This window comes from Neisseria oralis (genome assembly GCF_045062685.1).
Classification (GTDB): domain Bacteria; phylum Pseudomonadota; class Gammaproteobacteria; order Burkholderiales; family Neisseriaceae; genus Neisseria; species Neisseria oralis.
The window spans coordinates 61,530-85,326 of sequence record NZ_JBJGEB010000006.1 but is presented as its reverse complement, the minus strand read 5'-3'; the positions used below and the strand labels follow the sequence as shown (position 1 = coordinate 85,326).

At 49.4% G+C, this 23,797-nt stretch carries 16 protein-coding genes and 3 tRNA genes; 9 read left to right on the top strand and 10 right to left on the bottom strand.

Going from position 1 to position 23,797, the window contains the following annotated elements; translation table 11 throughout:
• Positions 1–48: 48 nt before the first annotated feature.
• The 5 genes from ACI43T_RS07290 to ACI43T_RS07270 form a co-directional block, all read right to left on the bottom strand.
• On the bottom strand, positions 49–435 hold the full coding sequence (locus tag ACI43T_RS07290) for a hypothetical protein (protein ID WP_405386203.1): 387 nt from the start codon (positions 433–435) through the stop codon (positions 49–51).
• 1,139 nt (positions 436–1,574) lie between these two features.
• The gene (locus ACI43T_RS07285) at positions 1,575–1,976 is read right to left on the bottom strand and encodes an endonuclease domain-containing protein (protein WP_405386201.1); all 402 of its coding nucleotides are present in this window, start codon (positions 1,974–1,976) and stop codon (positions 1,575–1,577) included.
• A 166-nt stretch (positions 1,977–2,142) separates the two neighbouring features.
• Positions 2,143–2,400: a SemiSWEET family transporter gene (locus ACI43T_RS07280; protein ID WP_070613328.1), complete on the bottom strand. Its 258-nt coding sequence runs from the start codon at positions 2,398–2,400 to the stop codon at positions 2,143–2,145.
• Positions 2,401–2,555: 155 nt separating this feature from the next.
• Complete coding sequence (gene carA, locus ACI43T_RS07275; protein WP_405386198.1) at positions 2,556–3,686, bottom strand: glutamine-hydrolyzing carbamoyl-phosphate synthase small subunit; 1,131 nt, start codon at positions 3,684–3,686, stop codon at positions 2,556–2,558.
• Between the two features lie 455 nt (positions 3,687–4,141).
• The gene (locus ACI43T_RS07270; RefSeq protein WP_405386196.1) at positions 4,142–4,588 is read right to left on the bottom strand and encodes a hypothetical protein; all 447 of its coding nucleotides are present in this window, start codon (positions 4,586–4,588) and stop codon (positions 4,142–4,144) included.
• 78 nt (positions 4,589–4,666) lie between these two features.
• Here ACI43T_RS07270 and pilC (ACI43T_RS07265) point away from each other — a divergent pair, with 78 nt between their 5' ends.
• Positions 4,667–7,705, top strand: coding sequence for a PilC family type IV pilus tip adhesin (gene pilC / locus ACI43T_RS07265; protein WP_405386194.1), 3,039 nt, complete (start codon positions 4,667–4,669; stop codon positions 7,703–7,705).
• Between the two features lie 374 nt (positions 7,706–8,079).
• Positions 8,080–11,361 carry a PilC family type IV pilus tip adhesin gene (gene pilC, locus ACI43T_RS07260; protein WP_405386192.1) on the top strand — a complete coding sequence of 1,094 codons (3,282 nt, stop codon included), beginning with the start codon at positions 8,080–8,082 and terminating at the stop codon, positions 11,359–11,361.
• Between the two features lie 80 nt (positions 11,362–11,441).
• Here pilC (ACI43T_RS07260) and folD read toward each other — a convergent pair whose 3' ends face one another.
• The gene (gene folD / locus ACI43T_RS07255; protein WP_405386190.1) at positions 11,442–12,293 is read right to left on the bottom strand and encodes a bifunctional methylenetetrahydrofolate dehydrogenase/methenyltetrahydrofolate cyclohydrolase FolD; all 852 of its coding nucleotides are present in this window, start codon (positions 12,291–12,293) and stop codon (positions 11,442–11,444) included.
• Between the two features lie 271 nt (positions 12,294–12,564).
• Between folD and ACI43T_RS07250 the strand changes: the two genes are divergently transcribed.
• The 7 genes from ACI43T_RS07250 (at position 12,565) to tldD (ending at position 18,147) form a co-directional block, all read left to right on the top strand.
• A tRNA-Pro gene (locus tag ACI43T_RS07250) sits at positions 12,565–12,642 on the top strand.
• A gap of 32 nt (positions 12,643–12,674) precedes the next feature.
• Positions 12,675–12,751 (top strand) — tRNA-Arg (locus tag ACI43T_RS07245).
• An 11-nt stretch (positions 12,752–12,762) separates the two neighbouring features.
• Positions 12,763–12,838: transfer RNA gene (locus ACI43T_RS07240), tRNA-His, on the top strand.
• A gap of 241 nt (positions 12,839–13,079) precedes the next feature.
• Positions 13,080–13,586: a D-glycero-beta-D-manno-heptose 1-phosphate adenylyltransferase gene (gene rfaE2, locus ACI43T_RS07235; RefSeq protein ID WP_314106759.1), complete on the top strand. Its 507-nt coding sequence runs from the start codon at positions 13,080–13,082 to the stop codon at positions 13,584–13,586.
• Positions 13,583–15,334 carry a bifunctional biotin--[acetyl-CoA-carboxylase] ligase/type III pantothenate kinase gene (locus tag ACI43T_RS07230; RefSeq protein ID WP_405386188.1) on the top strand — a complete coding sequence of 584 codons (1,752 nt, stop codon included), beginning with the start codon at positions 13,583–13,585 and terminating at the stop codon, positions 15,332–15,334. Before rfaE2 ends, ACI43T_RS07230 begins: the two co-directional genes overlap by 4 nt.
• Entirely contained in the window at positions 15,331–16,266 is a 936-nt protein-coding gene (locus ACI43T_RS07225; protein WP_405386186.1) for a cell division protein, read from the top strand. The genes ACI43T_RS07230 and ACI43T_RS07225 overlap by 4 nt, the downstream gene beginning before the upstream one ends.
• A gap of 438 nt (positions 16,267–16,704) precedes the next feature.
• A complete protein-coding gene (gene tldD / locus ACI43T_RS07220) occupies positions 16,705–18,147 on the top strand; it encodes a metalloprotease TldD (protein WP_405386184.1) in 1,443 nt (480 codons plus the stop codon).
• Between the two features lie 113 nt (positions 18,148–18,260).
• Here tldD and ACI43T_RS07215 read toward each other — a convergent pair whose 3' ends face one another.
• From ACI43T_RS07215 to rfbC, 4 genes are all read right to left on the bottom strand, one after another.
• Positions 18,261–19,625 (bottom strand): capsule biosynthesis protein, encoded by a 1,365-nt coding sequence (locus tag ACI43T_RS07215; RefSeq protein ID WP_405386182.1) that lies wholly within the window; start codon positions 19,623–19,625, stop codon positions 18,261–18,263.
• Positions 19,626–19,837: 212 nt separating this feature from the next.
• Positions 19,838–21,862 carry a capsular polysaccharide biosynthesis protein gene (locus tag ACI43T_RS07210; protein ID WP_405386180.1) on the bottom strand — a complete coding sequence of 675 codons (2,025 nt, stop codon included), beginning with the start codon at positions 21,860–21,862 and terminating at the stop codon, positions 19,838–19,840.
• A gap of 17 nt (positions 21,863–21,879) precedes the next feature.
• Positions 21,880–23,025, bottom strand: coding sequence for a stealth family protein (locus ACI43T_RS07205; RefSeq protein ID WP_377081675.1), 1,146 nt, complete (start codon positions 23,023–23,025; stop codon positions 21,880–21,882).
• A gap of 121 nt (positions 23,026–23,146) precedes the next feature.
• A complete protein-coding gene (gene rfbC, locus ACI43T_RS07200; RefSeq protein ID WP_308023252.1) occupies positions 23,147–23,686 on the bottom strand; it encodes a dTDP-4-dehydrorhamnose 3,5-epimerase in 540 nt (179 codons plus the stop codon).
• Positions 23,687–23,797 lie beyond the last annotated feature (111 nt).

Here is a 23,797-nt window from a genome sequence, read left to right as displayed (position 1 = left end):
ATTAGTAGAATTTTATTTGTAGTTGTATTTATCAAAGAATTTTGAATGTTAAATTGATACGTGCAACCAAAAAAAATCTAAAGCTAAATTAATCCACGAACCTTTGAAGTAAATGAGTGTAATAAAACATAGCAAAATAATTGCAATAACTATAATAAAATTTAAAAAGCATTCTAAAATTGACTGAGAGTCTTTAATAATGCTAATTCCGCTTTTCTTAATTAAGGTTATTAGAAGGAAAATAAACGAACCTGCACAACCAATACTAAATGAATTTATTGCACCCATTATTAGACTGGAATGCGGGTTAAATTCTCTTGTTATATCTCTCCAAAAAAAGCCAAAGCCATAGATGGATAAACACAAAATAAATAATGCAAATAAATTTATCCATTGAGTATTATGCACCCAATCTCTGATTTTTTGCTCAGTCATATTAATTCCCTTTCAAGTTTAAAGCGAACCAAAGCTCGTCTGTAGTTGCGTAGCAAGCCGTAGCCTGCATGGTAGGGTGTGTGCGATACGCACGCACGCGTTCTTTATTTTCTCTGCAACTCCAACCCACCGCGTGCGTGCCTTGCGGCACACATCCTACCGATGGGTTCAAAGGCCGTCTGAAAAAACGCTCGCGGCGTTTGTTCCATCTGCTTGGCGATAAAGGCTACCTGAAAAATTCCCGCTGTTGATGTTTCGGGCATTCTTTTTCAGACGGCCTGCAACGCTTGAATTCGCTGCAATCCGCTCCCTCCCCCGTGGGGGAGGGTTGGGGAGAGGGCATCTCCCAAAATTGCGGCAACCTTTCTCAACACCTAAATCTCCCAAATACAAGCCTTGCGGCTTGTTGCCCTCTCTCTAACTCTCTCCCGCGGGAGAGAGGACGGGGCGACTGTTGGAATTAAGGGTTCTGTAAGGAAAACAAATTGTGCAGGCTGCTTTTTACTTTTCAGACGACCTGCAATCAACGGCTGCAAATCCAAGTTGCTTTTCAAATTGCCTGCAACCGCAAAAATCGCTGCAACCTGCTCCCTCCCCCGTGGGGGAGGGCATTCTCCAAATTGCGGCAACTTTTCCTAAATTCCCTAACTGCCCCAATACAAGCCTTGTGGCTTGTTGCCCTCTCTCGAACTCTCTCCCACGGGGAGAGAGGACGGGGTGGCTGTTGGGGTTAAGGGTTCTGCGAGAAAACAGGTTGTATTGGCTGCTTTTTTCCTTTTCAGACGGCCTGAAATCAACGGTTGCAAACCCAAGTTGCTTTTCAAACCGCCTGCAACCGCAAAACCTGCTGCAACCCGCTCCCTCCCCTGTGGGGGAGGGCTGGGGAGAGGGCATTCCCCGAATTTTGGCAACCTTTCCCAAATCCCTTAATCTTCTAAAATACAAGCCTTGCGGCTTGTTGCCCTCTCTCTAACTCTCTCCCACGGGAGAGAGGACAGGGAGGTAGTTGGAATTAAGGGTTCTGCAAGGAAAGCAGGTTGTGTAGGCTGCTTGCAGGCTGTTTTTTACTTTTCAGACGACCTTTATAAATGCTCAGTTCAGTCGGCTTTATCCTATAATTTTCAATAATCCAATCAAAATCAGCCATCTTCATACCGTGCAGGCTGCTTTTCCAATTCCTGCAACACGCGCAGGATTTCCGCCAGCACATCGTTTGTCTGCTGCAAAATCTCGTGATTCCAAAAACGCAGCACGGTAAAGCCCAAGCTATTGAGATATGCCGTCCGCGCGTGGTCGTATGCGGCTTGTTCTGTGTGCTGCCCGCCGTCTGCTTCGATAATCAGCTTGGGCGTTACGCACATAAAATCAACAATATAATTTCCCATCGGCTGCTGGCGGCGGAATTTATAGCCGTTCAGACGGCCTGCTCGCAGGTGCTGCCACAATTTTGCTTCCGCCTCGCTCATTTCTTGACGCATGGCTTTGGCGCGTTGGCGCAGGGCGGGGTTGTCGGCGGTCAATAGTTTTTCGGGCGGGTTCATTTTTGTTATCGGGTTGCTGTTTGTGCAAGCCTTGCTGCCCTCTCCCTAGCCCTCTCCCACGGGAGAGGGGATGGGGTTGCTGATTGAATTAAATGTTGCGGCAAGACAATCTTTTTTCAGACGACCTTTTACGTTTTTATTTTGCACATGCCGTCTGAAAACTTCCTTAAAAGCTGGTGAAGAATGTAATCAAGCCCAAAATGATGCCGGGGGCGTTTGCCAGCATGACGGGGTAGTCGCGTTTTTCTTTCAAAAAGCCGTAGGCAACCCATAATGTGCAGTTGATGGCGGCGACGAGGGGTTGCAGCGGCGAGCCGGGGTTGCCCGCGAGGTTGTTTTGGATTTGCGGGATATAAGAAACGTACATGCCTACGGCGGTCAGGGTGGCGACGACGGAGAGTACGCGCATTTGTTTTTCAGTCATGATTTTCCTTTCTGATTTGAGGGTCGGGAGGTTGATTTTTCAGACGACGTTTTGTGTTGAGTGGCCGTCTGAATTTTTGTTATGTATATTTGGATTTGGGTTTTATCGAGTTTCAGACGGCCTTGTTGAGTTGAGAGGTCGTCTGAAAAGGCGGTTTATTGTTTTGCCGCTTTCATATTGTCAATGAATTTGTCAAATAGATAGCCGACATCCTGCGGGCCGGGGCTGGCTTCGGGGTGGCCTTGGAAGCAGAACACGGGTTTGTCGGTCAGCTCGATGCCTTGCAAGGTGTTGTCGAACAAGGATTTGTGGGTAATCCTTGCGTTGGCGGGCAGGGTGTCGGCATCGACGGCGAAACCGTGGTTTTGGCTGGTGATGACGACTTTGCCGCTGTCCAAATCTTGCACGGGGTGGTTCGCGCCGTGGTGGCTGAAGTGCATTTTCAGGGTTTTCGCACCGATGGCGAGGCTGATGAGCTGGTGTCCCAAGCAGATGCCGAAGATCGGTTTGCCGCTTGCCATCAGTTTTTGCACGGCTTCGATGGCGTAGGTGCAAGGCTCGGGGTCGCCGGGGCCGTTGGACAGGAACACGCCGTCGGGGTTGAGCGCCAACACCTCTTCCGCGCTGGTTTGGGCGGGGACGACGGTCAGGCGGCAGCCGCGTGCGGCGAGCATACGCAGGATGTTGGTTTTCACGCCGAAATCATAGGCGACAACGTGGAACGGCTGTTCGGCAGGGGTAACAAAACCTTTGCCCAGCGCCCATTCGCCTTCGGTCCATTCGTAGGCTTCTGTGCAGGAAACTTCTTTTGCCAAATCTTTGCCGACCATGCTACCGAACGCGGCGATGAGTTCTTGCGCTTTTTCAACCGTAGCGTCCGCGCCGGTCAAAATCGCGCCGCCTTGTGCGCCTTTTTCACGCAGCAGCGTGGTCAGGCGGCGGGTGTCGATGTCGGCGATGGCGACGGTTTTATTGCGCACGAGATAGTCGTGCAGGCTTTCGGAGGCGCGGAAGTTGCTGTGCAGCAGCGGCAGGTCGCGGATAATCAAGCCTGCGGCATAAACGCTGCGGCTTTCTTCATCTTCGGCGTTGGTGCCGGTATTGCCGATGTGGGGGTAGGTAAGGGTAACGATTTGTTTGCAGTAGGACGGGTCGGTCAGGATTTCCTGATAGCCGGTCATGGAAGTGTTGAACACGACTTCGCCGGAAGTCAAACCTTCGTAACCGATTGATGTGCCGTGAAATACGCTGCCGTCAGCGAGAACGAGAAGAGCCGGAGTGATCATGATGGAATCCTGTTTGGTTTTCCTGATGGAATATTTGGAGAGGCCGTCTGAAAGAAACGGTTGTTTGCGGGCGCGGCCTTTGGACCGGCAGACATCCGGTTTGGGCCGTTGTAAACGCTGCCGCACGACCGATTGTCAACAAACCCGAATATCGGTTAAAAAAAAACACGCAACGCATCCAAAATATCTGCGTCAACGTGCTTTTTCAGACATACCATAATATGCCTTAGAAGCAACACATTTTAAGTCAAAATAGGGCCAGATTCAAGGGAGAATTGGACTTGGCGGCGGTTCGGGCGGAATCTGATCGGAGTGAATGATGTAATTTTTTTATTTTTATTCATGGTGTTATATGTATAAAAGGCATGAGGCCGTCTGAATGTATGTTTCAGACGGCCTCATGCCTTTATTTTTAGGGAGAGGGGGCATTGCTGTTTTTTGTCGGATGGGAGGCTTTAGGAGTGAATAAATTTAGAGTTAATCGGTATGTTTTGCAGATTATCGGGCAAATTGAAACCATTGGGTAATGTAACAAGAAAAATAATCATGTTAAAAATTTTATTTATCAGCAGAAGTATATGAAAAGCTGGATAATTTTTACGAAAAATACTCATCTGTGATAAAATAAACATGCCGCAAAATAACAATATCCCAATTTGAAAAACAGCATCAGATATACTTGTTTGACCTAAAATATTTCCTGAATTTAGCCCCATCCGATTTACAGATATCTGAAACCGAACCAACTTTTTGGGTTTGCCGGCCAGTTCGGTTTCCGTAACGACAATATAAAGCGACACATTATGAAATTTACGACCAAACAGCCCCGCCTCAGCGTTCCGCTGCGTCCGATGATTTGCAGCATCGCCTCTGCCTTGTCCCTGTTCAGCCTTGAGGCTCATGCGCAATTCGCGTCTACTCCGCTGTATCTTCAAAACGATTCTTCAAGTGCCGGTCAGCTTGGCGTTAAACACAACATCATGTTGTTTATTGATGATTCCGGCAGTATGAAATGGATTCCCGGTGAGAAAAGGCCCCCTAGGTATTACGGAGAAAAATCGCGCCTTGCCATTACCAAAAGCGTATTGAACAAGGTTTTGGACAAATACCAAGACCAGTTCAACTGGAGCCTGCAGACGCTGCACAACAACGGCCGTACGGACACGGCGGATTTTAAAACGCCGTGGAAATCCGTGAAAGACAGGGTGGACGGTATCGAAGCGGCTAACGGTACGCCGACGACGCGCCGTTATTACGAAATTGTCAGCGGTATTGTTATGCCGAGCGTGGAATACCGTTGCCAGAAGGCATTTGTCGTCCTGATGTCCGACGGTGATGCGAACCTGAGTCAGGCATGCGGCCGTTATTCTTCCTCCAGAAACCGTTCGTTCGTCTATCCGGCAGGATATGCGTATGATGACTATTTCGGCCGGCAGCATGCGGGAGCTTGCCGTGATATTGACGGCGGTTCGTATGATACTTTCTGGGATAGGAATACGGGTTTGTCGTTTTTCAGCCGGAAATTGTCCTCCATCGATTTTAAAACCAGCGGACTGGATAAAGCGGGAAAAAGCTGGCAAGGCGATCCTAAAGACCCTAAAACAGCTAAAAATCCCAATGGTTTCAGAGACCAGTTGGTACAGACGTTTACCATCGGTTTCGGTCGGGATATTTCGTCGGCAGGGCGGAACTATCTGACCAATGGAGCCAGCCGTGATGATTATTATTTCAGCGCGGAAAGTGAAGACGATTTATATCGTGCTTTCGACACCATTACCGACAGTATCAAAGATGAAAGCCAAAATGTCGTTATTGAGACGACGGGTACGACCGCACCTGCCGTAACCAACAGCGGCATCAGCGGGATGGCGGCCAATGTGCAGCTTGATACCGGTTCGTGGAGCAGCCGTTTGCAGTTTTACAGCATTAATCCGTCGACCGGCGCGGTTGTTGATAAAACCCAATTCAAATCCCCTTTGTTCAGCGAACGCAAAGTGCTGATTCATGACGGTAAAAATGTCCATTGGGCAAATGAAACCAATAAATACGGCAGCGATGCCTATTTTGGTTTGACCAAAAAAGCAAATGAATGGAAAGGAGCATTGATTCCTTGGCTGGCCCGTTCGACCGCTGACAGTACCATCGCGGGATGGTACAAAGAGGCATCGGGATACAGCCAGAATTACCGCATCAGGGAAACCAGTCCATCCGACAAACGCAATATGGGCGACATTGTCGACAGTCCGGTATTAACCATAGGTGGTGCATCTTCAGACGGCCTCTTGAACGGACGTAACGAGTTTATGGTAACTGCCGCCAATGACGGCATGGTGTATCTGTTCCAGAGCAGGGACGAAACAAATCCTTACAGTCTCAAACTGAACTATATTCCGGCCGGTATGGAACGCGGCGCGAATTACGGCGGTAAAAATGTAGCCGAAACCTTGAAAGACGTGGCGCATGAGAAATATGGCAGTGATACCGCCCATCCTCATCGTTACTTGGTTAACGGCGGTATTGTCGTGCGCCGGACTGCCGAAGATGCCGAAGCCGGAATCAAAGATCGGCAGTCATTCCTGTTCGGTGCAATGGGGCAGGGCGGGCGTGGCGCGTATGCGCTCAACATCGGTGGTAAAAACCGAGCAACCGGTGATTCGGTGGGCCTGAATGCAGCGTCAACAGCCTGGAATACGAAAGTGCCGCTGTTTGAAACGGCCAAAGGCGAAAACAATACGCTGAACTATACCGTCGGTACGCCGCAAATCGGCCGTATCGCATTGGAACGAAACAGTGACGGCACTGTGAAGAGCGGAAGCAGAAAAATCGAAACCGGTAACAAAACGGAGGAAAAGGTACGTTACCGAAATACACGTTATGCGGGTTTTTTGGCAAACGGTTATTTGATGACCAAAGGCGGTCAAACCGAATCTGCATTATATATCTATGATATGTTGGGCCAAGATGCCGACAGCGGCATTTCGGAAGGAGCCGCTGCGGGAACCCTGATTAAAAAAATCATAGCCGGTAGCACGACGCAAGGTTTGTCTGCGCCGACGCTGGTGGATGCCGATTTTGACGGTATTGTCGATGTGGCTTACGCAGGCGATTACGCAGGCAATATGTATCGTTTCGATTTGCGCGGCGAAGATACGACCAAATGGTCGGTGAAAAAAATCTTTTCAGGTTCGGCAGGTCAACCGGTTACTTCCGCTCCTGCAGTGTCACGTTATGCCGCCAATAAATATGTCGTGATTTTCGGTACCGGTAGCGATGTGTATCAGGATGATGTCGGCGATAAAACCCGACAGGCAGTCTATGGTATTTATGACGACCTGAGTCTGACAGGAAAAGAGGTAACCGCAGCAACGTCCGGGGATTTGGTGGAGCAGACATTGTCCGAGACCATAGATGCAAGCGGCAAAACCCTGCGTGAAATTACCAGCGACAACCAAATAGGCGATAAAAAAGGTTGGATGGTCAAACTTGGAGAGAAAGACGGCGAACGAGTGGTGGTCAAACCGACAATGATTCTGCGCACAGCGGTTATCAGCACGCGGATTTACGACCAAAAAGTGGAAACAAGCGGTGGCTCAGGCGATCCATGTTCTATCGACAGCCACAAAACAGCAACTTCGAGCAGTAGCTGGATTTTGGCACTGAATGCGAAAACAGGCGGCAAGTTGAGTAAAAACGATGCCTATGTCAATTTCCTGAAGGCCGGCAAACCGGCACTGTATTATGCCGGTTTGAAACAAGAAGGAATCACCAGCTTTACCTACATGGATGGTTCCAAAACCGATGATTCGCCCGTAACGCGTGACGGAGACAGCGGCGGTTCGGGTACGGATCAAAAATACAAGGCGCCCAATAGCGAAATTCCGAACAATTCCTGCTTCAGTAAAAAAACAGTACGGGTGTTGTTGACCAACAAAAACCAGAGTTTTGGTATTGGCGGCCGTATTTGCGGCTTACGTCGGCTTTCATGGCGTGAGGTTTTCGACGCCACCAAAGACAAATAATGTTGATTGAATATCCTTAATTTTGTGTTAATTTAGATAAGGCCGTCTGAAACTGAGTTTTCAGACGGCCTTATCTATAAAGAAAGTGATATTTCATAATTTTGAACAACCTGATGGATTTTACCGAAGAAATGGTACAGTCATTGTTGCTATATAACCACTCGGTGCAAATTAATACCGTTAATCTTATCCTGTGGTATTCATACATGATAAAATCAGATCACATAAATCAGTATGTATGCAGGATGTGATTGAGTCATCTTAATCGGTTCTGCCGAATAATTTGGGAATATTTCGTTAATTTAAATGCATATTGATTCCGGTTGTAAATTATCAATTTGTAACCATTCGTTATAATTATAAAAAGGGAAATCATGAAAAATATCAAAATACCTTCGGGTTTTCGCAGCCCGTTGCGTCCAATGATTTACAGCGTGGCCTCCGCCTTGCTTTTTATCAGTCTTGAAGCACATGCTCAGTTTTCACCCACTCCGCCGTATCTGCAAAATGAATCTTCTACCAAGGGGCAACTCACGGTAAAACATAACATCATGTTGCTTATCGATGACTCAGGCAGTATGGAATATGTCCCTGAAATTGATCATAGGCCTGGTGAGTATGATTATTATCATAGGCGGTATATCACGGGAACATCGCGCCTAGATATAACAAAAAATGTTTTGAACAAAGTATTGGATAAATACCAAGACCGTTTTAACTGGAGTTTGCAGACATTACATAATAACGGGGGAACCGATACTGAGAATTTCTCGCCATCTTGGCAGAGAATAAAGAGAAATGTAAATGGAATCCGAGCTAAAAACGGTACACCGACCACTCGACGTTATTATGAAGTGGTCAGTAATATTGTGATGCCGAATATCAAATACCGCTGTCAGAAAAGCTATGTCGTACTGATGTCGGATGGTGATGCCAATTTGAGTTGCGATATTTATGATTATTGGGGGCGGCCAGGATACGGAATAAGTCCGTTTTATTATGGAAGGAGATATTACTCAGATTATTATAGAGATTATATCCCCAGCGTAGGAATGAGCTCCTATAATTATTTCGGTCCTCATTCTGGCGGATATTGTAGAAATCAAACAGGCGGTGCTTATGATACCTTTTGGGACAGAGAAGACGGCTTGGCATTCTTCAGCAGAACATTAGCGACCAAAGACATCAAAGTGGGCGGTAAGGATAAAGCCGGAAAAAGCTGGGATGGTGATTACAGCGATCCTAGGGGTACTAATTTTAAAAATCAATTGGTGCAGACCTATACGGTCGGTTTCGGTTCCGGAGTCAGTGCTACGGGCGAAGCCTATCTGAGGAACGGGGCAAGCGGAAGTAATAACTATTTCAATGCTAGGGACGAAAACGGGTTATTCGCTGCTTTTGACGCGATTACCGACAGTATTGCCAATGACAGTAAAAATGAGATCATTGAAGCCGAAGGAACCGTCTCTCCGGCGGTAACAAGCAGCGGCATCAGCGGGATGGCGGCCAATGTGCAACTGGATTCCGGTTCGTGGAGCAGTCAGTTGCAATTTTTCCGCATTGATAAGCAAACGGGGGAAGTCAATACCTCGGGGGCGGATATCAGATATCCGTTATTTACCGAGCGTAAGACGCTGATTAATACGGACGGCAAAAATGTTTATTGGGCGAATGAAACCGACAAATATGGCAGTGATGCCTATTTCGGTTTGACCAAAAAGAAAGACGAATGGAAGAATGCTTTGATGCCGTGGGTAACACGCTCAAGTCAAGACAATACCATCAAAAACACATATTCCGAAGCGACCGGCTACAGCCAGAATTACCGTTTGCGTGAGACATCGCCTTCAGATAAGCGCAATTTGGGCGATATTATCGACAGTTCGGTATTAACCGTCGGCGGCGGGCAAACGACGGATGGGCTGGTAGACGGACGGAATGAATTTTTGGTTACTGCTGCCAATGACGGCATGGTTCATTTGTTCCAAAGCAAAAACGATACCCATCCATATAGCCTGAAACTCAGTTATATTCCGGGCGGTATGGAAAGGGACGCAAGCTACGGCGGTAAAAATATTGCCGAAACCCTGAAAGAAGTGGCTCATGAGAAATACGGCAGAGATGCTTCTCATCCCCACCGTTATCTGATTAACGGCGGTATTGTCGTACGCCGTACCGCTGAAGATGCCGAAGCAGGCATAATCGGTCAGCAGTCGTTCCTGTTCGGCACAATGGGACAAGGCGCGCGCGGTGCTTACGCACTCAATATCGGCGGCAAAGGTCGAACTACGGGCAAGGCCGTCGGACTGAATGCGCCGGAAGATACCTGGGATAAGCAAATCCCTTTGTTCGAAACCGAAAAAGGTGAAAACAACCAGTTAGGCTATATCGTAGGTTCTCCGCAGATCGGCCGCATTGCGCTGGAGCGCGAAGCAGACGGGGCAGTAAAGTCGGCAGAAAGGGAAATAACGGTAAACAATAAAAAAGAGAAAAAAGTCCGTTATAAAAATACCCGTTACGCAGGTTTCTTATCAAACGGTTTTGCACTTACTAAAGGCGGGGTAAAAAACGAATCGGCCCTGTATATCTACGATATGCTGGGGCAGGACGCGGACAGCGGTGCTGACGAAGGCAACAAGGCCGGCACATTGATACAAAAAATCGTGGCTGATAACAGTTCGGCGCAAGGTTTGTCCGCCCCGACACTGGTGGATGCCGATTTCGACGGGATTGTCGATGTGGCATATGCAGGCGATTATAAAGGCAATATGTACCGTTTTGATTTGCGGAGTACCGATAAGTCCAAATGGTCGGTTAAGAAGATCTTTTCGGGATCGGCGGCACAACCGATTACTTCCGCACCTGCAATATCACGCTATGGTTTCAACAAGTATGTCGTGATTTTCGGCACCGGCAGCGATATTTATCAAGAGGATGTCGACGATAAAAACCGGCAGGCGATTTACGGCATTTACGATGATTTGAACCTTCAGGGGGATAAGGTTGTTGCTGCGGAATCGAAAGATTTGTTGGAACAGGAGTTGAGTGAAATGACTGTCGACGGAAAAACAGTGCGACAGATTACCACGAATAACCAAGTTGGTTCCAATCACAAAGGCTGGGTGGTGAAACTCGGTACGGATGATGGCGAGCGTGTGATCGTCAAACCGACCATGATTCTGCGCACGGCGATTGTCAGCACGCGAATTTATAACCAGAAAAAAGAAAAAATCAGTAGTTCGGGTGATCCTTGTTCGATAGACAGTTACAAGACTGAAACAATGAGTAGTAGTTGGATATTGACATTGAATGCCCTGACGGGAGGAAAACTGGATAAATACGATGCGCATTTGACCATCCTTCGGGCCGAAGGTGAGGCAACGGATACATATTATGCCGGGTTGCAAAAGGAAGGAATTACCAGTTTCACCTATATGGATAGCGCGAAATTAAACGATTCGCCCGTTACCGCCGATGGAGACAGCGGCGGCGCAGGTACCGATCAAGCCTATAAAACGGCGAATAATGAAATTCCGAACAATACCTGTTTTGGAAAAGATACGCTGCGTGTGCTGCTGACCAACAAAAACGAAAGTTTTAATGTCAGGGGACGGATTTGCGGGGTACGCCGGCTTTCTTGGGGTGAGATTTTTTAGAGTCGCACTTTACAACAGAGGCCGTCTGAAATTTTTCAGACGGCCTCTGTTTTCAATAAATGATTGATTGTATAGTTATTTTAGTCATGCAGCTTTGCGGCCTCCAACGTATTTTCCAGCAACGTAGCGATGGTCATCGGCCCAACCCCGCCGGGCACGGGAGTAATCATGGACGCCCGTTCTTTTGCAATGTCAAATTCAACGTCGCCGCACAGGCTGCCGTCTTCCAGCCGGTTGATGCCGACATCAATAACGACGGCCCCGGGTTTAATCCAGCTTCCCTTGACGAAATTCGGGATACCGATACCGACAACCAAAATATCTGCTGCACCGACTTCCTCGGCCAGATTTTCCGTTGCACTGTGGCAGACGGTTGTTGTGGCGCGTGCCAGCAGCATTTCCAATGCCTGCGGTCGGCCGACAATATTGGAAGCACCGACAATCACGGCTTTTTTACCTTTAGGGTCAATATGGTAGGACTCCAACAACGTCATCACACCTTTTGGGGTGCAAGGGCGAAGCAGCGGTTTTTTAACGGCCAGCCGGCCGACATTGTAGGGATGGAAGCCGTCTACGTCCTTATGCGGCAGAATGTGTTCCAGTATATCTTGGCTGTCGATATGGGCAGGGAGCGGGAGTTGGACCAGAATGCCGTCCACTTTCGGGTCGTCATTCAGTTGTTGCACCAGTTGCAGCAATTCTTCCTGCGTAGTGGAGGCAGGCAGTTCGTAAGACAGTGATTCGATTTGCGCCTGTAGGCAGGCTTTTTTCTTGTTGCGCACATAAACTGCGCTGGCAGGATCGTCGCCGACGAGGATTACCGCCAGGCAAGGCACACGCAGCCCCGCAGCGGTGCGTTCCTGAACGGCTTGAGCCACAGATGCCAGACGTTGTTGCGAAACTTCTTTACCATTGATGAGTTGGGCGGTCATGATGGTTTTCCCTATAGCTTGGATGAAATAAAAGTTAAACGGTTGCTGGAGATTATAGCCAAATAATTTTGTTTTTTATATGGTGCAACGAGGCGGTTAACGGGCGGTCATGCTGCTTTCTGTTGTTTTTCAGACGGCCTCTATCATAAGCGGCTTGGAGAAGGTTTGGGTAAATATTAAATAAAAATAATAAGATAAAATTTGTTGGTATGGATGTAGGTTAAATTTGTTGACTGGGTATGCAAACGCCTGTATATTTCGCACTTTCAGTCGGGGCGTAGCGCAGCCCGGTTAGCGCATCTGCTTTGGGAGCAGAGGGTCGTGAGTTCGAATCCCACCGCCCCGACCACCATGAAAGTTATTCAGCACGATACGGCAAGAGCGCCCGTAGCTCAACCGGATAGAGCACCGACCTTCTAAGTCGGGGGTTACAGGTTCGATTCCTGTCGGGCGTGCCAAAAGTTTTATGGTGGCTGTAGCTCAGTTGGTAGAGCCCCGGATTGTGATTCCGGTTGTCGTGGGTTCGAGCCCCATCAGCCACCCCAGATAAAAGCCCGCATGATTATGCGGGCTTTTTCTATGGCTTATTCTTTTGCTGAACATGTTATCCGGTTTGTCTGCTCGGTTTGTCGCGTGCCGGAAGGATTGATTATGCCGGCTGAAAGGCCGCGTCTATACGGGTGAACTCAAGTTTCGCTCAGACAAAGGCTTTCAGACGGCCTTTGCTTTTCCTTTGTTCCGCGTTTCTGTATTATGCCGCCTATCGATAAATTATTGGAAAATATCATGTCCGAATGGCCGTTACCCGCTTTCGAGCAGAAAATCTGTCCGCCTGAAGAACTAGCCGCGCGCCTGGCTGCGTTGCCGCGTCCGCTGGTGTTTACCAACGGCTGTTTCGATATTTTGCACCGCGGCCATGTTACCTATCTGGCGCAGGCTAAGGCGACAGGCGCGTTTTTGATATTGGCGTTAAATACCGATGCTTCCGTGCGCCGGTTGGGCAAAGGAGACGACCGCCCTGTCAATCCGTTGGAAAACCGTGCTGCCGTTGCCGCCGCGCTGGAAAGTGTGGATTTGGTAACATGGTTTGACGAAGATACGCCCGCCGAACTGATTGAGTTGGTGAAACCGGATATTTTGGTTAAAGGCGGTGATTGGGCGGCAGATAAAATCGTTGGAGCCAAGGAAACGCTGGCGCGCGGCGGCAAGGTGTATTCGATTCCTTTCCTGCATCAGACCTCGACTACCAAAACATTGGCGAAAATCCGTGCCGGAGAGGCGGCGGAGAAATGACGGTGTTTAAACAGCGGCACTGGCAACTGCTGGCCGCCCTTTCAGACGGCCTGCCGCAGCATGTGTCGCAACTGGGGCGTTTGGCAGGGATAAAGCCGCAGCAGTTAAACGGTTTCTGGCAGCAGATGCCGCCGCATATCCGCGGCTTGTTGCGCCAGCACGACGGGCAGTGGCGATTGGTACGGCCGCTGGCGATATTCGATGAAGCCGGTTTGGATGCCGTCGGCAGGAAACACGGATTTCAGACGGCCTTGAAACAGGAATGTACTTCCAGCAACGATGTGGTGCTGGAGTGGGCGCGTCGGTCTGCTGATGAGGCGCATAAATTTTTATGCGTCGCCCATTTTCAGAGCAAAGGACGGGGGAGGCAGGGCAAAAGCTGGCATAACCGTTTGGGCGAATGTCTGATGTTCAGTTTCGGCTGGTCTTTCGACAGGCAGCAGAACGAGTTGGGCGCGCTTGCCTTGGCAGCGGCGCTTGCATGTAACCGTGCTTTGGCCAGACTGGGCTTGGCGACGCAGATTAAATGGCCGAACGATTTGGTGGTCGGGCGCGACAAATTGGGCGGGATTTTAATCGAAACCGTCCGTACGGACGGAAAAACCGTTGCCGTCGTCGGTATCGGCATCAATTTCGTGTTGCCGAAGGAAGTGGAAAATGCGGCTTCCGTACAAGCGCTTTTTCAGACGGCCTCACAAAAAGGCGTATCGGCGGCGCAGTTGCTGGACAGCCTGCTGAACGAACTGAATATTGCACTGATGCAGTTCGGCGAGTATGGATTCGAACCGATGCTGGCCGATTATCAGGCCGCCAACCGCGATCAGGGGCGGCCGGTCATTCTGTTGCAAGAAGAGCGGGTGATTTACGAGGGAACGGTTGCCGGAGTTACGGGTCAGGGAGCGTTGCGGCTGAACACGCGGGAAGGGGAAAAGACCATCGTCAGCGGTGAAATCAGCCTGCGACCCAATGATAATCCTGTGCCTGTACAGCCTGTCTGCAACGACCGTTATTTACTGTTGGACGGCGGCAACAGCCAACTCAAATGGGCCTGGGTGGAAAATGGCGCTTTCCACGAAGTCGGTCGCGCGCCGTACCGCGATTTGAGCAGGCTTGGCGAAGAATGGGCGGCGCGGGGCGGCGAGGACGTCAAAATCGTCGGTTGCGCTGTTTGCGGCGATGCGAAAAAGGCACTGGCCGAGGCGCAACTGATGCGGCCGGTGGAATGGCTGGCGTCGATGGCTCAAGGACTGGGCATCCGAAACCATTACCGCAATACGGCGGAACACGGTTCAGACCGCTGGTTCAATGCGCTGGGCAGCCGCCGTTTCAGCCGGAACGCCTGCGTCATCGTAAGCTGCGGCACGGCGGTTACCACAGATGCGCTGACCGATGACGACCATTATCTCGGCGGTACGATTATGCCCGGATTCCACTTGATGAAAGAGGCGATGGCCTTGAAAACGGCCAACCTCAACCGTCCTATCGGAAAAGTGTACCCGTTCCCGACCACCACCTCCAATGCGTTGGCCAGCGGCATGATGGATGCAGTATGCGGCGCATTGATGGTGATGCATGGCCGTCTGAAAAACAAAATCGGTTCGGATAAACCGGTGGACGTGGTGATTACGGGCGGCGGTGCGGCCAAAGTCGTTCAGGCGCTGCCGGAGGCTTTTGTTTTGGACAATACGGTAAAAATTGTAGATAATCTCGTTATTTACGGCTTACTCAACTGGATAGAACAAAAATGAAATGGTTATTTGCATTGCTGGTGGCGTTGAATCTCATCGTCTTCGGCGGAATGGTGGCGTACCGCATGACGGTGAAGCAAAATCAGACTGTGGCGCAGGCCTCCGCACCGTTGGAAGGCGGCACACACGAATTGGCACGTCCCGAATCACTGACCCCGAAATCGACAACCCCTGCATCTGCCCCCGACAGTGTACCCGAATGGGTGGCGCAGTCTGAAAGCAATGCCGCAGTGGCCGAACGCAAAACGGAAAAAACCGAAGAGTCCCAAGCCGTAGAGCGGCGTGTTGAAGAAAACGAACAAGATAAAAAAGTACGGGAGGAGCAGGAGGCCAAGGCAAAAGAAAAAGAGAAAAAAGAGCACGAAGAAAAACTCAAACGGGAACGGGAAAAAGAACGGAAAGAAAAAGCGGCGGAAAACCAGAATACCGCATCAGAGGCAGGCAAACCGATACAACAACAATGTTCGACCGCCACGGTTGTGATAGACGAAGACGATTACCACCGTATCAAAGGATTGCTCGGCAGATGGCCTCACGCCGCAACCCGCAGTGTTGAGAAACGCACACCGAAAAAAAGCGCGCAGAAACTGTCGAAGAATTACCGTGTGCTGATTTCCACCGGCGGCGATGCCGTAGCGCAACTGGAAAACCTGAATGCGAAAGGTTTCAGCGGTACGCTGCATAACGGAGAAATCAGCGTGGGTGTTACCCACAGCCGTTCGGCCGCACAAATCATCATCTCGCGCCTGTCCAGTGCCAATATCGGCGGCGCGCGTATCGTTGAAGATGAGGAGGGCGGCGGTACTTCCGACGGTGCATTGAGTGTGGCGCGGATGCATATCACCTTCATGTCGGTTGACGGCCGTATGGCGCAGGATATTAATAACGTGGTCGGGCGCTACGGCAAACTGAATGTGAAAAACTGCAAATAAACCAAGTATAGGCCGTCTGAAACGGATGAATCGAGTTCTGTAAAAGCAGCAAAGCAATGCTTGAAAACACAAAACCCGCAGTGTGAAACAGCGGGTTTTGTGTTTTTCGGTTTTGAGTATCTGATATAAAGGGAACAGTATTTCTCGTATATGCGCACTCCGAAGGGTAAATGAATGAAGAGGGATAATCGTTTGTTTAATGACTCGCAGCAGAACGGCTTCCGAGTGAAAGTCATTATACGCTAATAAAAATTATTATCAATAGCAAATCAAGAATTAAAAGGTTAGTGTGGATAACTTGTTGTAATAAAAGGATATAAATTTATCTCTTCGGGTTGGCAAACTCAAAAGATGTGATAGATTCCGACTAATCGTCGTCCCAAGGGTTGCCGAATACCGTATAATCCAAGCAATTTAATCAAGGGGCCGTCTGAAACCATGCAGCAAACCTATCCAACTGTCCGACACAACCTGCTCGAAGCCAATCACTTGTCTCCGGAGCTGCTCGCACGCAGCCTGAGTATCATCGGCGGCCGCAAGGTTGATTATGCCGATATTTATTGCCAACATACCGCATTTGAAAGCTGGCATTTGGAAGAGGGAATCGTCAAATCCGGCAGTTTCCAAATCGAACAAGGGGTGGGGGTGCGTGCCGTATCGGGTGAAAAAACCGCATTTGCCTACGCCGACAGCCTGTGTATCGATTCGATTAACCGTTCGGCCCATGCCGTGCGCGTCATAGGAGCAGGTGGCGGAGAACAACATATACGCGTTCCTGCTGTGAGGCACGGCAAACAGGTACACTCAGGTTTCGACCCCATTGCCAGCCTTGATTCCGCTGCCAAAGTCGCTCTTTTAAACAAAGTCGAAACCCTCGCCAAAGCCGCCGACCCTCGCATTGTGCAAGTGATGGCGGGGCTGACCTGCGAATACGACATGATTTACATCGCCCGCCTCGACGGCAGACACGCCGCCGACATCCGTCCGATGGTGCGCCTGAACGTTACCGTCATCGCCAAACAGGGCGACAGGCGCGAACAGGGTGGCGCGGGCGGCGGCGGTCGCTACGACTTGGCTTATTTCGATGAAACTTTGGTGCGGCAGTTTGTCGATGCCGCCGTCAAACAAGCCCTGATTAATCTCGAATCACGCCCTGCACCTGCAGGTGAAATGACCGTTGTCTTGGGCAACGGCTGGCCGGGCGTGTTGCTTCATGAAGCCGTCGGGCACGGCTTGGAAGGCGATTTCAACCGCAAAGAAACCAGCGTCTTTTCAGGCAGAATCGGCGAGCGCGTTGCCGCCAAAGGCGTTACCGTCGTTGATCAGGGCGACATCGCCGACAGACGCGGTTCGCTCAATATCGACGACGAAGGCAACGAAACACGCCGCACCGTATTGATTGAAGACGGCATCTTGGTCGGCTATATGCAGGACGAAACCAACGCCCGCCTGATGGGTACGCAATCCACCGGCAACGGCCGCCGCGAAAGCTACGCCTCAGCTCCCATGCCGCGTATGACCAACACCTTCATGGAAAACGGTGGCTACGAACCCGACGAAATCATCGCCTCGATTGATAAAGGTATTTACGCCGTCAATTTCGGCGGCGGACAGGTAGACATCACCAGCGGCAAATTCGTTTTCAGCGCATCCGAAGCATGGTGGGTCGAAGACGGCAAACTGCAATATCCCGTCAAAGGCGCAACCATTATCGGCAACGGCCCCGAAGTGTTGAAACATGTTTCCATGATAGGCAACGACACTGCGCTTGACAGCGGTGTCGGCGTGTGCGGCAAAGACGGACAGAGCGTTCCTGTCGGCGTCGGACAACCAACCTTGCGGATTGATGCCGGGCTGACCGTCGGCGGCAGCGAAATCTGATTTTTAAGCGAAATCTGATTTTTATCGGAACATAGGGTAGAAGAGAATTTGGTTGAAAATAAAAAGCGGCTGCATTAGAAATGCAGCCGCTTTTTATTTTCGGGATGGGTGTTTTACAGATGCCATTTTGTTTTGCCGAAACTATCGTGTTTGTCGGAATATGTTTCCCGCGCGGCAGGTAAAGCGGCGGCGCTACACTTGACATAAACGGTTTCAGACGGCCTCATCAATATTGCAGGCTTTTTCGACGAAATCTTCGGAAAGTTTACTTGGCTGTAAAAGCTGCCGTTGATTTGGGTTACGTTGATGTGGTACATGCGATAGGCGTGGAAGATGTCTTTGTCGGGCGCAGTGGGATTGTGCCAAAATTCCGCCAGCGGGGCTTGGTCGGTTAGGCCGGGAATATCATAGTGGGCGCGCCCCAATGTTTTGACGGGCATATTGTGGATGAGGGCGGAGAGGCCGCTGGTGCTGTTGAGGGTGACCATACCCGCCCCGCTGCGCAGGAAGACGGGGAGCGGTACGTCGTGAACATAGGTAATCCTGCCCTTGAGAGAGGGATGCTTTTTGACGAAAGCCCTGATGTCTTTTTCATAATCGATAAAGCCGCGGTCCATCGGGTGGTGTTTGACAATCAGGTGGGTGTCGCTGGGGGCATGGGTGGCAAACGAAGTCAGGACATGCAGCAGGAAGCTGCGTACTGAAGAAAAGTCGCAGTGGACGCGCACTTGGCTGTCGTTGAACACTTGCAGCGGTACGATGAAGAACCGGCCGTATTTGCCGGCTTTGACGTGTCTGGCCATAAAACGGTCTTCCAGCCAGTAGTTGAGCCGTTTGCAGGCGGACATTGTCCATAATTTGATATAGTGGCCGAGCTGGACGGGACGATGGTGGATGTAGTTCGGATAGTGTTTCCGTTTCAGGTTGGATTGGTAATAGTAGCGCATGGCGGTTTTTGCCACGGGCATGAAGCCGCAGGGGACAGCGGGCGGTTCGCGGTATTGTTGTTGCGGCAGGCGCGGGTAGGCCTCCATGAAGAAACCGGCATCGCGCGGCAGCGGGGAATAGGCGTTGACGCCCGATTTTTCCAGCGTAATGAAGTAGGGCCGCAGATAGCCTTCTTCAAACGCCCAAAAGGTAATGTTTTCCCGCTCGGCAACGGTGCGGGCGAGGATGTGATAGGGACGGGTGTCGCCGAAACAGACGACGGCCTGAATGCGGTGTCGGGCGATATAACCGGCAAGGTAGGTGGAAAAATCGTCGTAGCTGCCGCGGTAGGATGAAGTATGCGGAATAGTTTGCGGGTAGAACCAGTCGTCTCCGCCGTTGAAATTGAGTTTATGGACGGTTTTGCCGTGTTCGTTGGAAAGCCACTCGGAAAAGTGGCGGAAGAAGTCGCCGACAGGCCCTTGCAGCAGCAGGATGTTGTCAGCGGTGTCAATCAGCTCGTGAAGATTGCTTTTGATGGGCTGGTTCATGGATTGTAAAGGCGTCGTAAGTTGTCAAACCGCATAGTAGTAAAGTGCAGGCATATCGTTTCGGATGTATGCCTGCTTTTTATTTGAGTGTTTATCCGTATTGGGAAGGATGGATAATGGGGTAAGAATACGATGAATTAAGGGTGCGGGTAAAGGATTGTTTCGCACGTCATTTATGAATATGGAATTAAATAATCAATAAAATCTAGCATTTATAATAAAGAACGGTATAGTTGACGGATTTTTCCGATTTGTTTTTCAAACCAGTTTCGATACAAATTTGTGTTGTTTTTTTGCAAATTTTTTTGATTTTTTAATATTTCGACTGCTGTCGCCGCGTCGACGAAGTGATGCTTTTCCGGATGGACGTAGTCCGGGTAGTAAACCAGGGTTCCGGCGATAAGCTGCCATAGTTCGAGCCTGCGGCTGCGGCGTTCGATGGGAAGCAGGTCTTGGGTCAGCCCCCATCCGGCATAAAACGGCAGGCCGTAGCAGCATACTTTTTTGCCGCGCAACAGGGCTTCGAAGCCGGTGAGTGAGGTCATGGTGTGTACTTCGTCGGCGTATTGCAGACAGGTCAGGATGTCGGTTTCGGGGGCGGTTTGGTCGGCGTAACGCGCGGTATCTTCGGCGCTGATGTGGCCGGTGCGGTTGCCGCTGACGACGTCGGGATGGGGTTTGTAGATGATATAGGCTTCGGGATGGCGTTCGCGCACGGTTCGGAGCAAATCCAGATTGCGGCGGATTTGCGGCGAACCGTGGCGGATGGAAGCGTCGTCTTCGACTTGGCCGGGAACGAGGATGACGGTCTTATCTGTCGGCGGCACGGTGAAGTTTGCGTTACCGACGTTGTATTTGCTGATGCGGTTTTCCGTCAATGCTTTTTGCAGCACGGAGGCCGTCTGAAAATCGTGTTCGTTGAATGTTTGGTTTTGCAGGATGTGTTCGAGTCGGGACGGTGTTTCGGCATTGAAGTAGATGCCCATGTCGTCGGTTACCAGCGACAGCGGCGGCACGAGGTTGGAACCGAGTCCGACCGAGCGGATAAAGCCGTCTTCCATGCGCAAAAGCGGGATGTTGTGTTGCTCGGCAAAACGGACGATGGCGTCTTTGCCGTTGCCCCAGGCGAGAATGCGCGCATTGTCGGGCAACTTCATTTCTGCCAGTTTATCGGTGGAGGGAATAAATTTCAGACGGCATGAAGGGACGTTGAAAAACGGTTTCATTACTGCGCGTTTCCATAGCGACATGCCTACGCAGTATAGCTCGCCGCGCAGTTTGTCGTTTTTGCGTTTGACAGTGGCGAGATGGTCGATGACGTCGAAAAGGCTGCCTGCTTTGCCAGTATTGGGGTTGAGGTAACGGCTGTATTGAAGATAGGCGGCGGCGAAGAGTTGCAGCAGGGTACGCGGTGCGCGGCGTTGGGATTGGGTGAGGCGGTTGATTTCAGGATGGCGGTCGTCGCTCACGCCCCAACCGGCATACCAAGGCAGACCGAAGGTGGTCAGCGGTTTGCCGCACAGGAGGGCTTCGAAACCCATTTGCGAGGTTACACAATAGACTTTATCAATGTTTTGCAACAAGGAAATAGGATTGATGTCTTCTGCCAGTATGCGAACGCGGTGTCGTTGCGCCAGTTGGGTCAGATAGCCTTGTTTTTTGCCGCACAAGACGTCAGGGTGGGTTTTGACCCAAATGTCGGCTTGTGGATTTTCGTTTAAGGCCGTCTGAAACATGTGTTCGAATGTGGCTGCGTCCGCGCCGCCGTATTGTATCGCCATATCGCCGAGCGTTTGGTCGATGATGAGGACGGTTTCGGATTTGGATGGAACGCGTAAAGGATGGCCGTCTGAAAGTTCTGGGGCGTGGTTATATTTGGACAGGCGGTGTTTCAGGATTAAATCAACGGCCTGTTGTGCTTGTTCCAAGGTTTCAGACGGCATGGCGTCGGCGGCCAGAATTAATTGCTCCAAACGCGAGGGACGGGTGGTGTCGTAGTAGATACCGATGTCGTCATATACGATGGAATACGGCGGACAACCGGCCACACCCAGCCCGGGTGAACGTAAAAAACCGTCTTCAAGATTTAGAAGAGATAAGTTTGAAATTTTTGCTAATTTTCTACGATTCGGATGTTTTTTTCCCCAGAATAAGATGGTCTTAGTGGTTGGAATATCGTCTAAAAATAGTGCCAGTAAGCGGCGTTGTTTGAATAAACCGATTGTTGAAAGAATCATTTGGAATGATATGTTAATTATAAATCTGTTGGTTTTGAAATCTCATTTGCTTCGGTTTCGAAGTAGGCATCCATAAAATTACGAAAATGCAAGGCATAGTTTTTATCAGTATTGTTGCTACTTGAATCATTGATGCAAAAAGAGTGCGGCATATGGAGATATTTCTTTTTAAATAATAATTTCTTATATTGAGTTTGAGCGTGTGTGCTGCGGATATTGAAATAATAGCAAACCTCGCGTTTCAGCGTGGCATGTCCGTCAAGATACATCAACCACGGCACTAAAAAACTGGCCATATTAAGTTCGGAATTGTGGCGGACTTTATTATTTAAGAAGGAATGTATTTCGTCTTCAAATAATGACCATGCTTTCTGAAAGGTTGTTTTCCGTAATGGTACATAAGTATGTACTAATGGAGTATCGATATTGACGCAGGAATAATAACTCTTTAATAACTTCAGGGCATGTTCTGATGCGGTCAAGGTAGGTGTAATAAGACCTCGTTGACGCATTTTTTGAAAACTCTTATTGGCGACAAATAATGATGCTAATCCATTACTTTCGAAAAAGTGGCTAGATGAAAGGTCTCTTGCAACAAAAACATCATCGTTAAAATAAATAAAATGCTCACTTAGATTAGGGATTTTATATAAATGTGCCTCGATTACATGGGAATTAAATGTTGGTAGGTATTTATCATCAATAATTTGCGAGTGATTAATCAGCTTGATTTTAGGGTGCGTATTTTCATTCAGCCATTGAGGCTTTTGATTCGCAGTAACGATAAAAATATTGTGAACCCATGGCATAAATTTTTGTACGGCTTTTATTGAGTAGAACAGTTCATTATGGTTGGAAAAACGGGCGGGATCAGTTGCATATAAGCCGATGTTTTCTTGATTTATAGGCTGAAGTGTCTGGTGATATTGTTGTTGCCAATCTTTATCGGTATTGTCCACCCAGGTAAAAACAACATCGATCGGAAAGTTTGGAAGAATGTTTTCTGTAAGTGATGCCAGATTTTCATCGGCATTGATAAGCATGAATTCTTCAGTTTCGGGAATAGGCTGTTCAACGTTATAAGGAGGGAAACGTTTATTCAGATAATCCCTAAAAAAGATATGAGGTTCTCTAAAAAGTTTTCTGACTTTATTAGTGTTCATTTAAAACTTTCTAATGGGAAATCATAATATTACAATAAAAATAGGCAATCCGATTTGTTATGGATAAACATATGCTGCGAAATAGCGGCGGGTGGTGAGGCCCGCCTTATTTTGAGGTGGTTTAAAACGTTACCGCTTCCGCTAACACTTTACCTGCCAAGTCTTTGGGAGACAGGTTCGGTTCGCCTTGGAGCGGCCAGTTTATGCCAACTGACGGATCGTTCCAAATCAGCGAATGTTCGGCTTTCGGGTTGTAATAATCCGTGCATTTGTAGACGAACTCGGCCTCATCGCTCAAAACGTAAAAGCCGTGGGCGAAACCTTCGGGTACCCACAGTTGGCGTTTGTTTTCCGCCGACAAGATTTCGCCCGCCCATTTGCCGAAAGTCGGCGAGCTTTTGCGCATATCGACGGCAACGTCAAACACTTCGCCGACGACGACGCGCACGAGTTTGCCTTGCGTATTTTCGGTTTGGTAATGCAGGCCGCGCAATACGCCTTTGCCTGATTTGGAATGGTTTTCCTGCACGAAGGTGCGGTCGCAGACGTTGGCTTTAAACCATTCGTCGCGGAAGGTTTCCATAAAGAAGCCGCGCGCGTCGCCGAAGACTTGCGGTTCTAAAAGTTTGACTTCGGGGATGGCAGTGTCGATGATTTTCATGTTTGTCCTTTGGGAACCGAGGCCGTCTGAAAGTATGATTCTACGGTTTCGGTATTGTGTGGTGGATTAAATTCAAATTAGTACGGCGTTGCCTTGCCTAGGCTTAAAGGG

Coding starts and splice junctions, on each gene's coding strand:
- tldD (WP_405386184.1), top strand. CDS start 16,705: ATGCAGCAAACCTATCCAACTGTCCGACACAACCTGCTCGAAGCCAAT.
- ACI43T_RS07210 (WP_405386180.1), bottom strand. CDS start 21,862: ATGATTCTTTCAACAATCGGTTTATTCAAACAACGCCGCTTACTGGCA.
- folD (WP_405386190.1), bottom strand. CDS start 12,293: ATGACCGCCCAACTCATCAATGGTAAAGAAGTTTCGCAACAACGTCTG.
- ACI43T_RS07280 (WP_070613328.1), bottom strand. CDS start 2,400: ATGACTGAAAAACAAATGCGCGTACTCTCCGTCGTCGCCACCCTGACC.
- pilC (WP_405386194.1), top strand. CDS start 4,667: ATGTTGTTTATTGATGATTCCGGCAGTATGAAATGGATTCCCGGTGAG.
- ACI43T_RS07285 (WP_405386201.1), bottom strand. CDS start 1,976: ATGAACCCGCCCGAAAAACTATTGACCGCCGACAACCCCGCCCTGCGC.
- pilC (WP_405386192.1), top strand. CDS start 8,080: ATGAAAAATATCAAAATACCTTCGGGTTTTCGCAGCCCGTTGCGTCCA.
- rfbC (WP_308023252.1), bottom strand. CDS start 23,686: ATGAAAATCATCGACACTGCCATCCCCGAAGTCAAACTTTTAGAACCG.
- ACI43T_RS07215 (WP_405386182.1), bottom strand. CDS start 19,625: ATGAACCAGCCCATCAAAAGCAATCTTCACGAGCTGATTGACACCGCT.
- ACI43T_RS07205 (WP_377081675.1), bottom strand. CDS start 23,025: ATGAACACTAATAAAGTCAGAAAACTTTTTAGAGAACCTCATATCTTT.
- carA (WP_405386198.1), bottom strand. CDS start 3,686: ATGATCACTCCGGCTCTTCTCGTTCTCGCTGACGGCAGCGTATTTCAC.
- rfaE2 (WP_314106759.1), top strand. CDS start 13,080: ATGTCCGAATGGCCGTTACCCGCTTTCGAGCAGAAAATCTGTCCGCCT.
- ACI43T_RS07290 (WP_405386203.1), bottom strand. CDS start 435: ATGACTGAGCAAAAAATCAGAGATTGGGTGCATAATACTCAATGGATA.
- ACI43T_RS07270 (WP_405386196.1), bottom strand. CDS start 4,588: ATGAGCCTCAAGGCTGAACAGGGACAAGGCAGAGGCGATGCTGCAAAT.
- ACI43T_RS07230 (WP_405386188.1), top strand. CDS start 13,583: ATGACGGTGTTTAAACAGCGGCACTGGCAACTGCTGGCCGCCCTTTCA.
- ACI43T_RS07225 (WP_405386186.1), top strand. CDS start 15,331: ATGAAATGGTTATTTGCATTGCTGGTGGCGTTGAATCTCATCGTCTTC.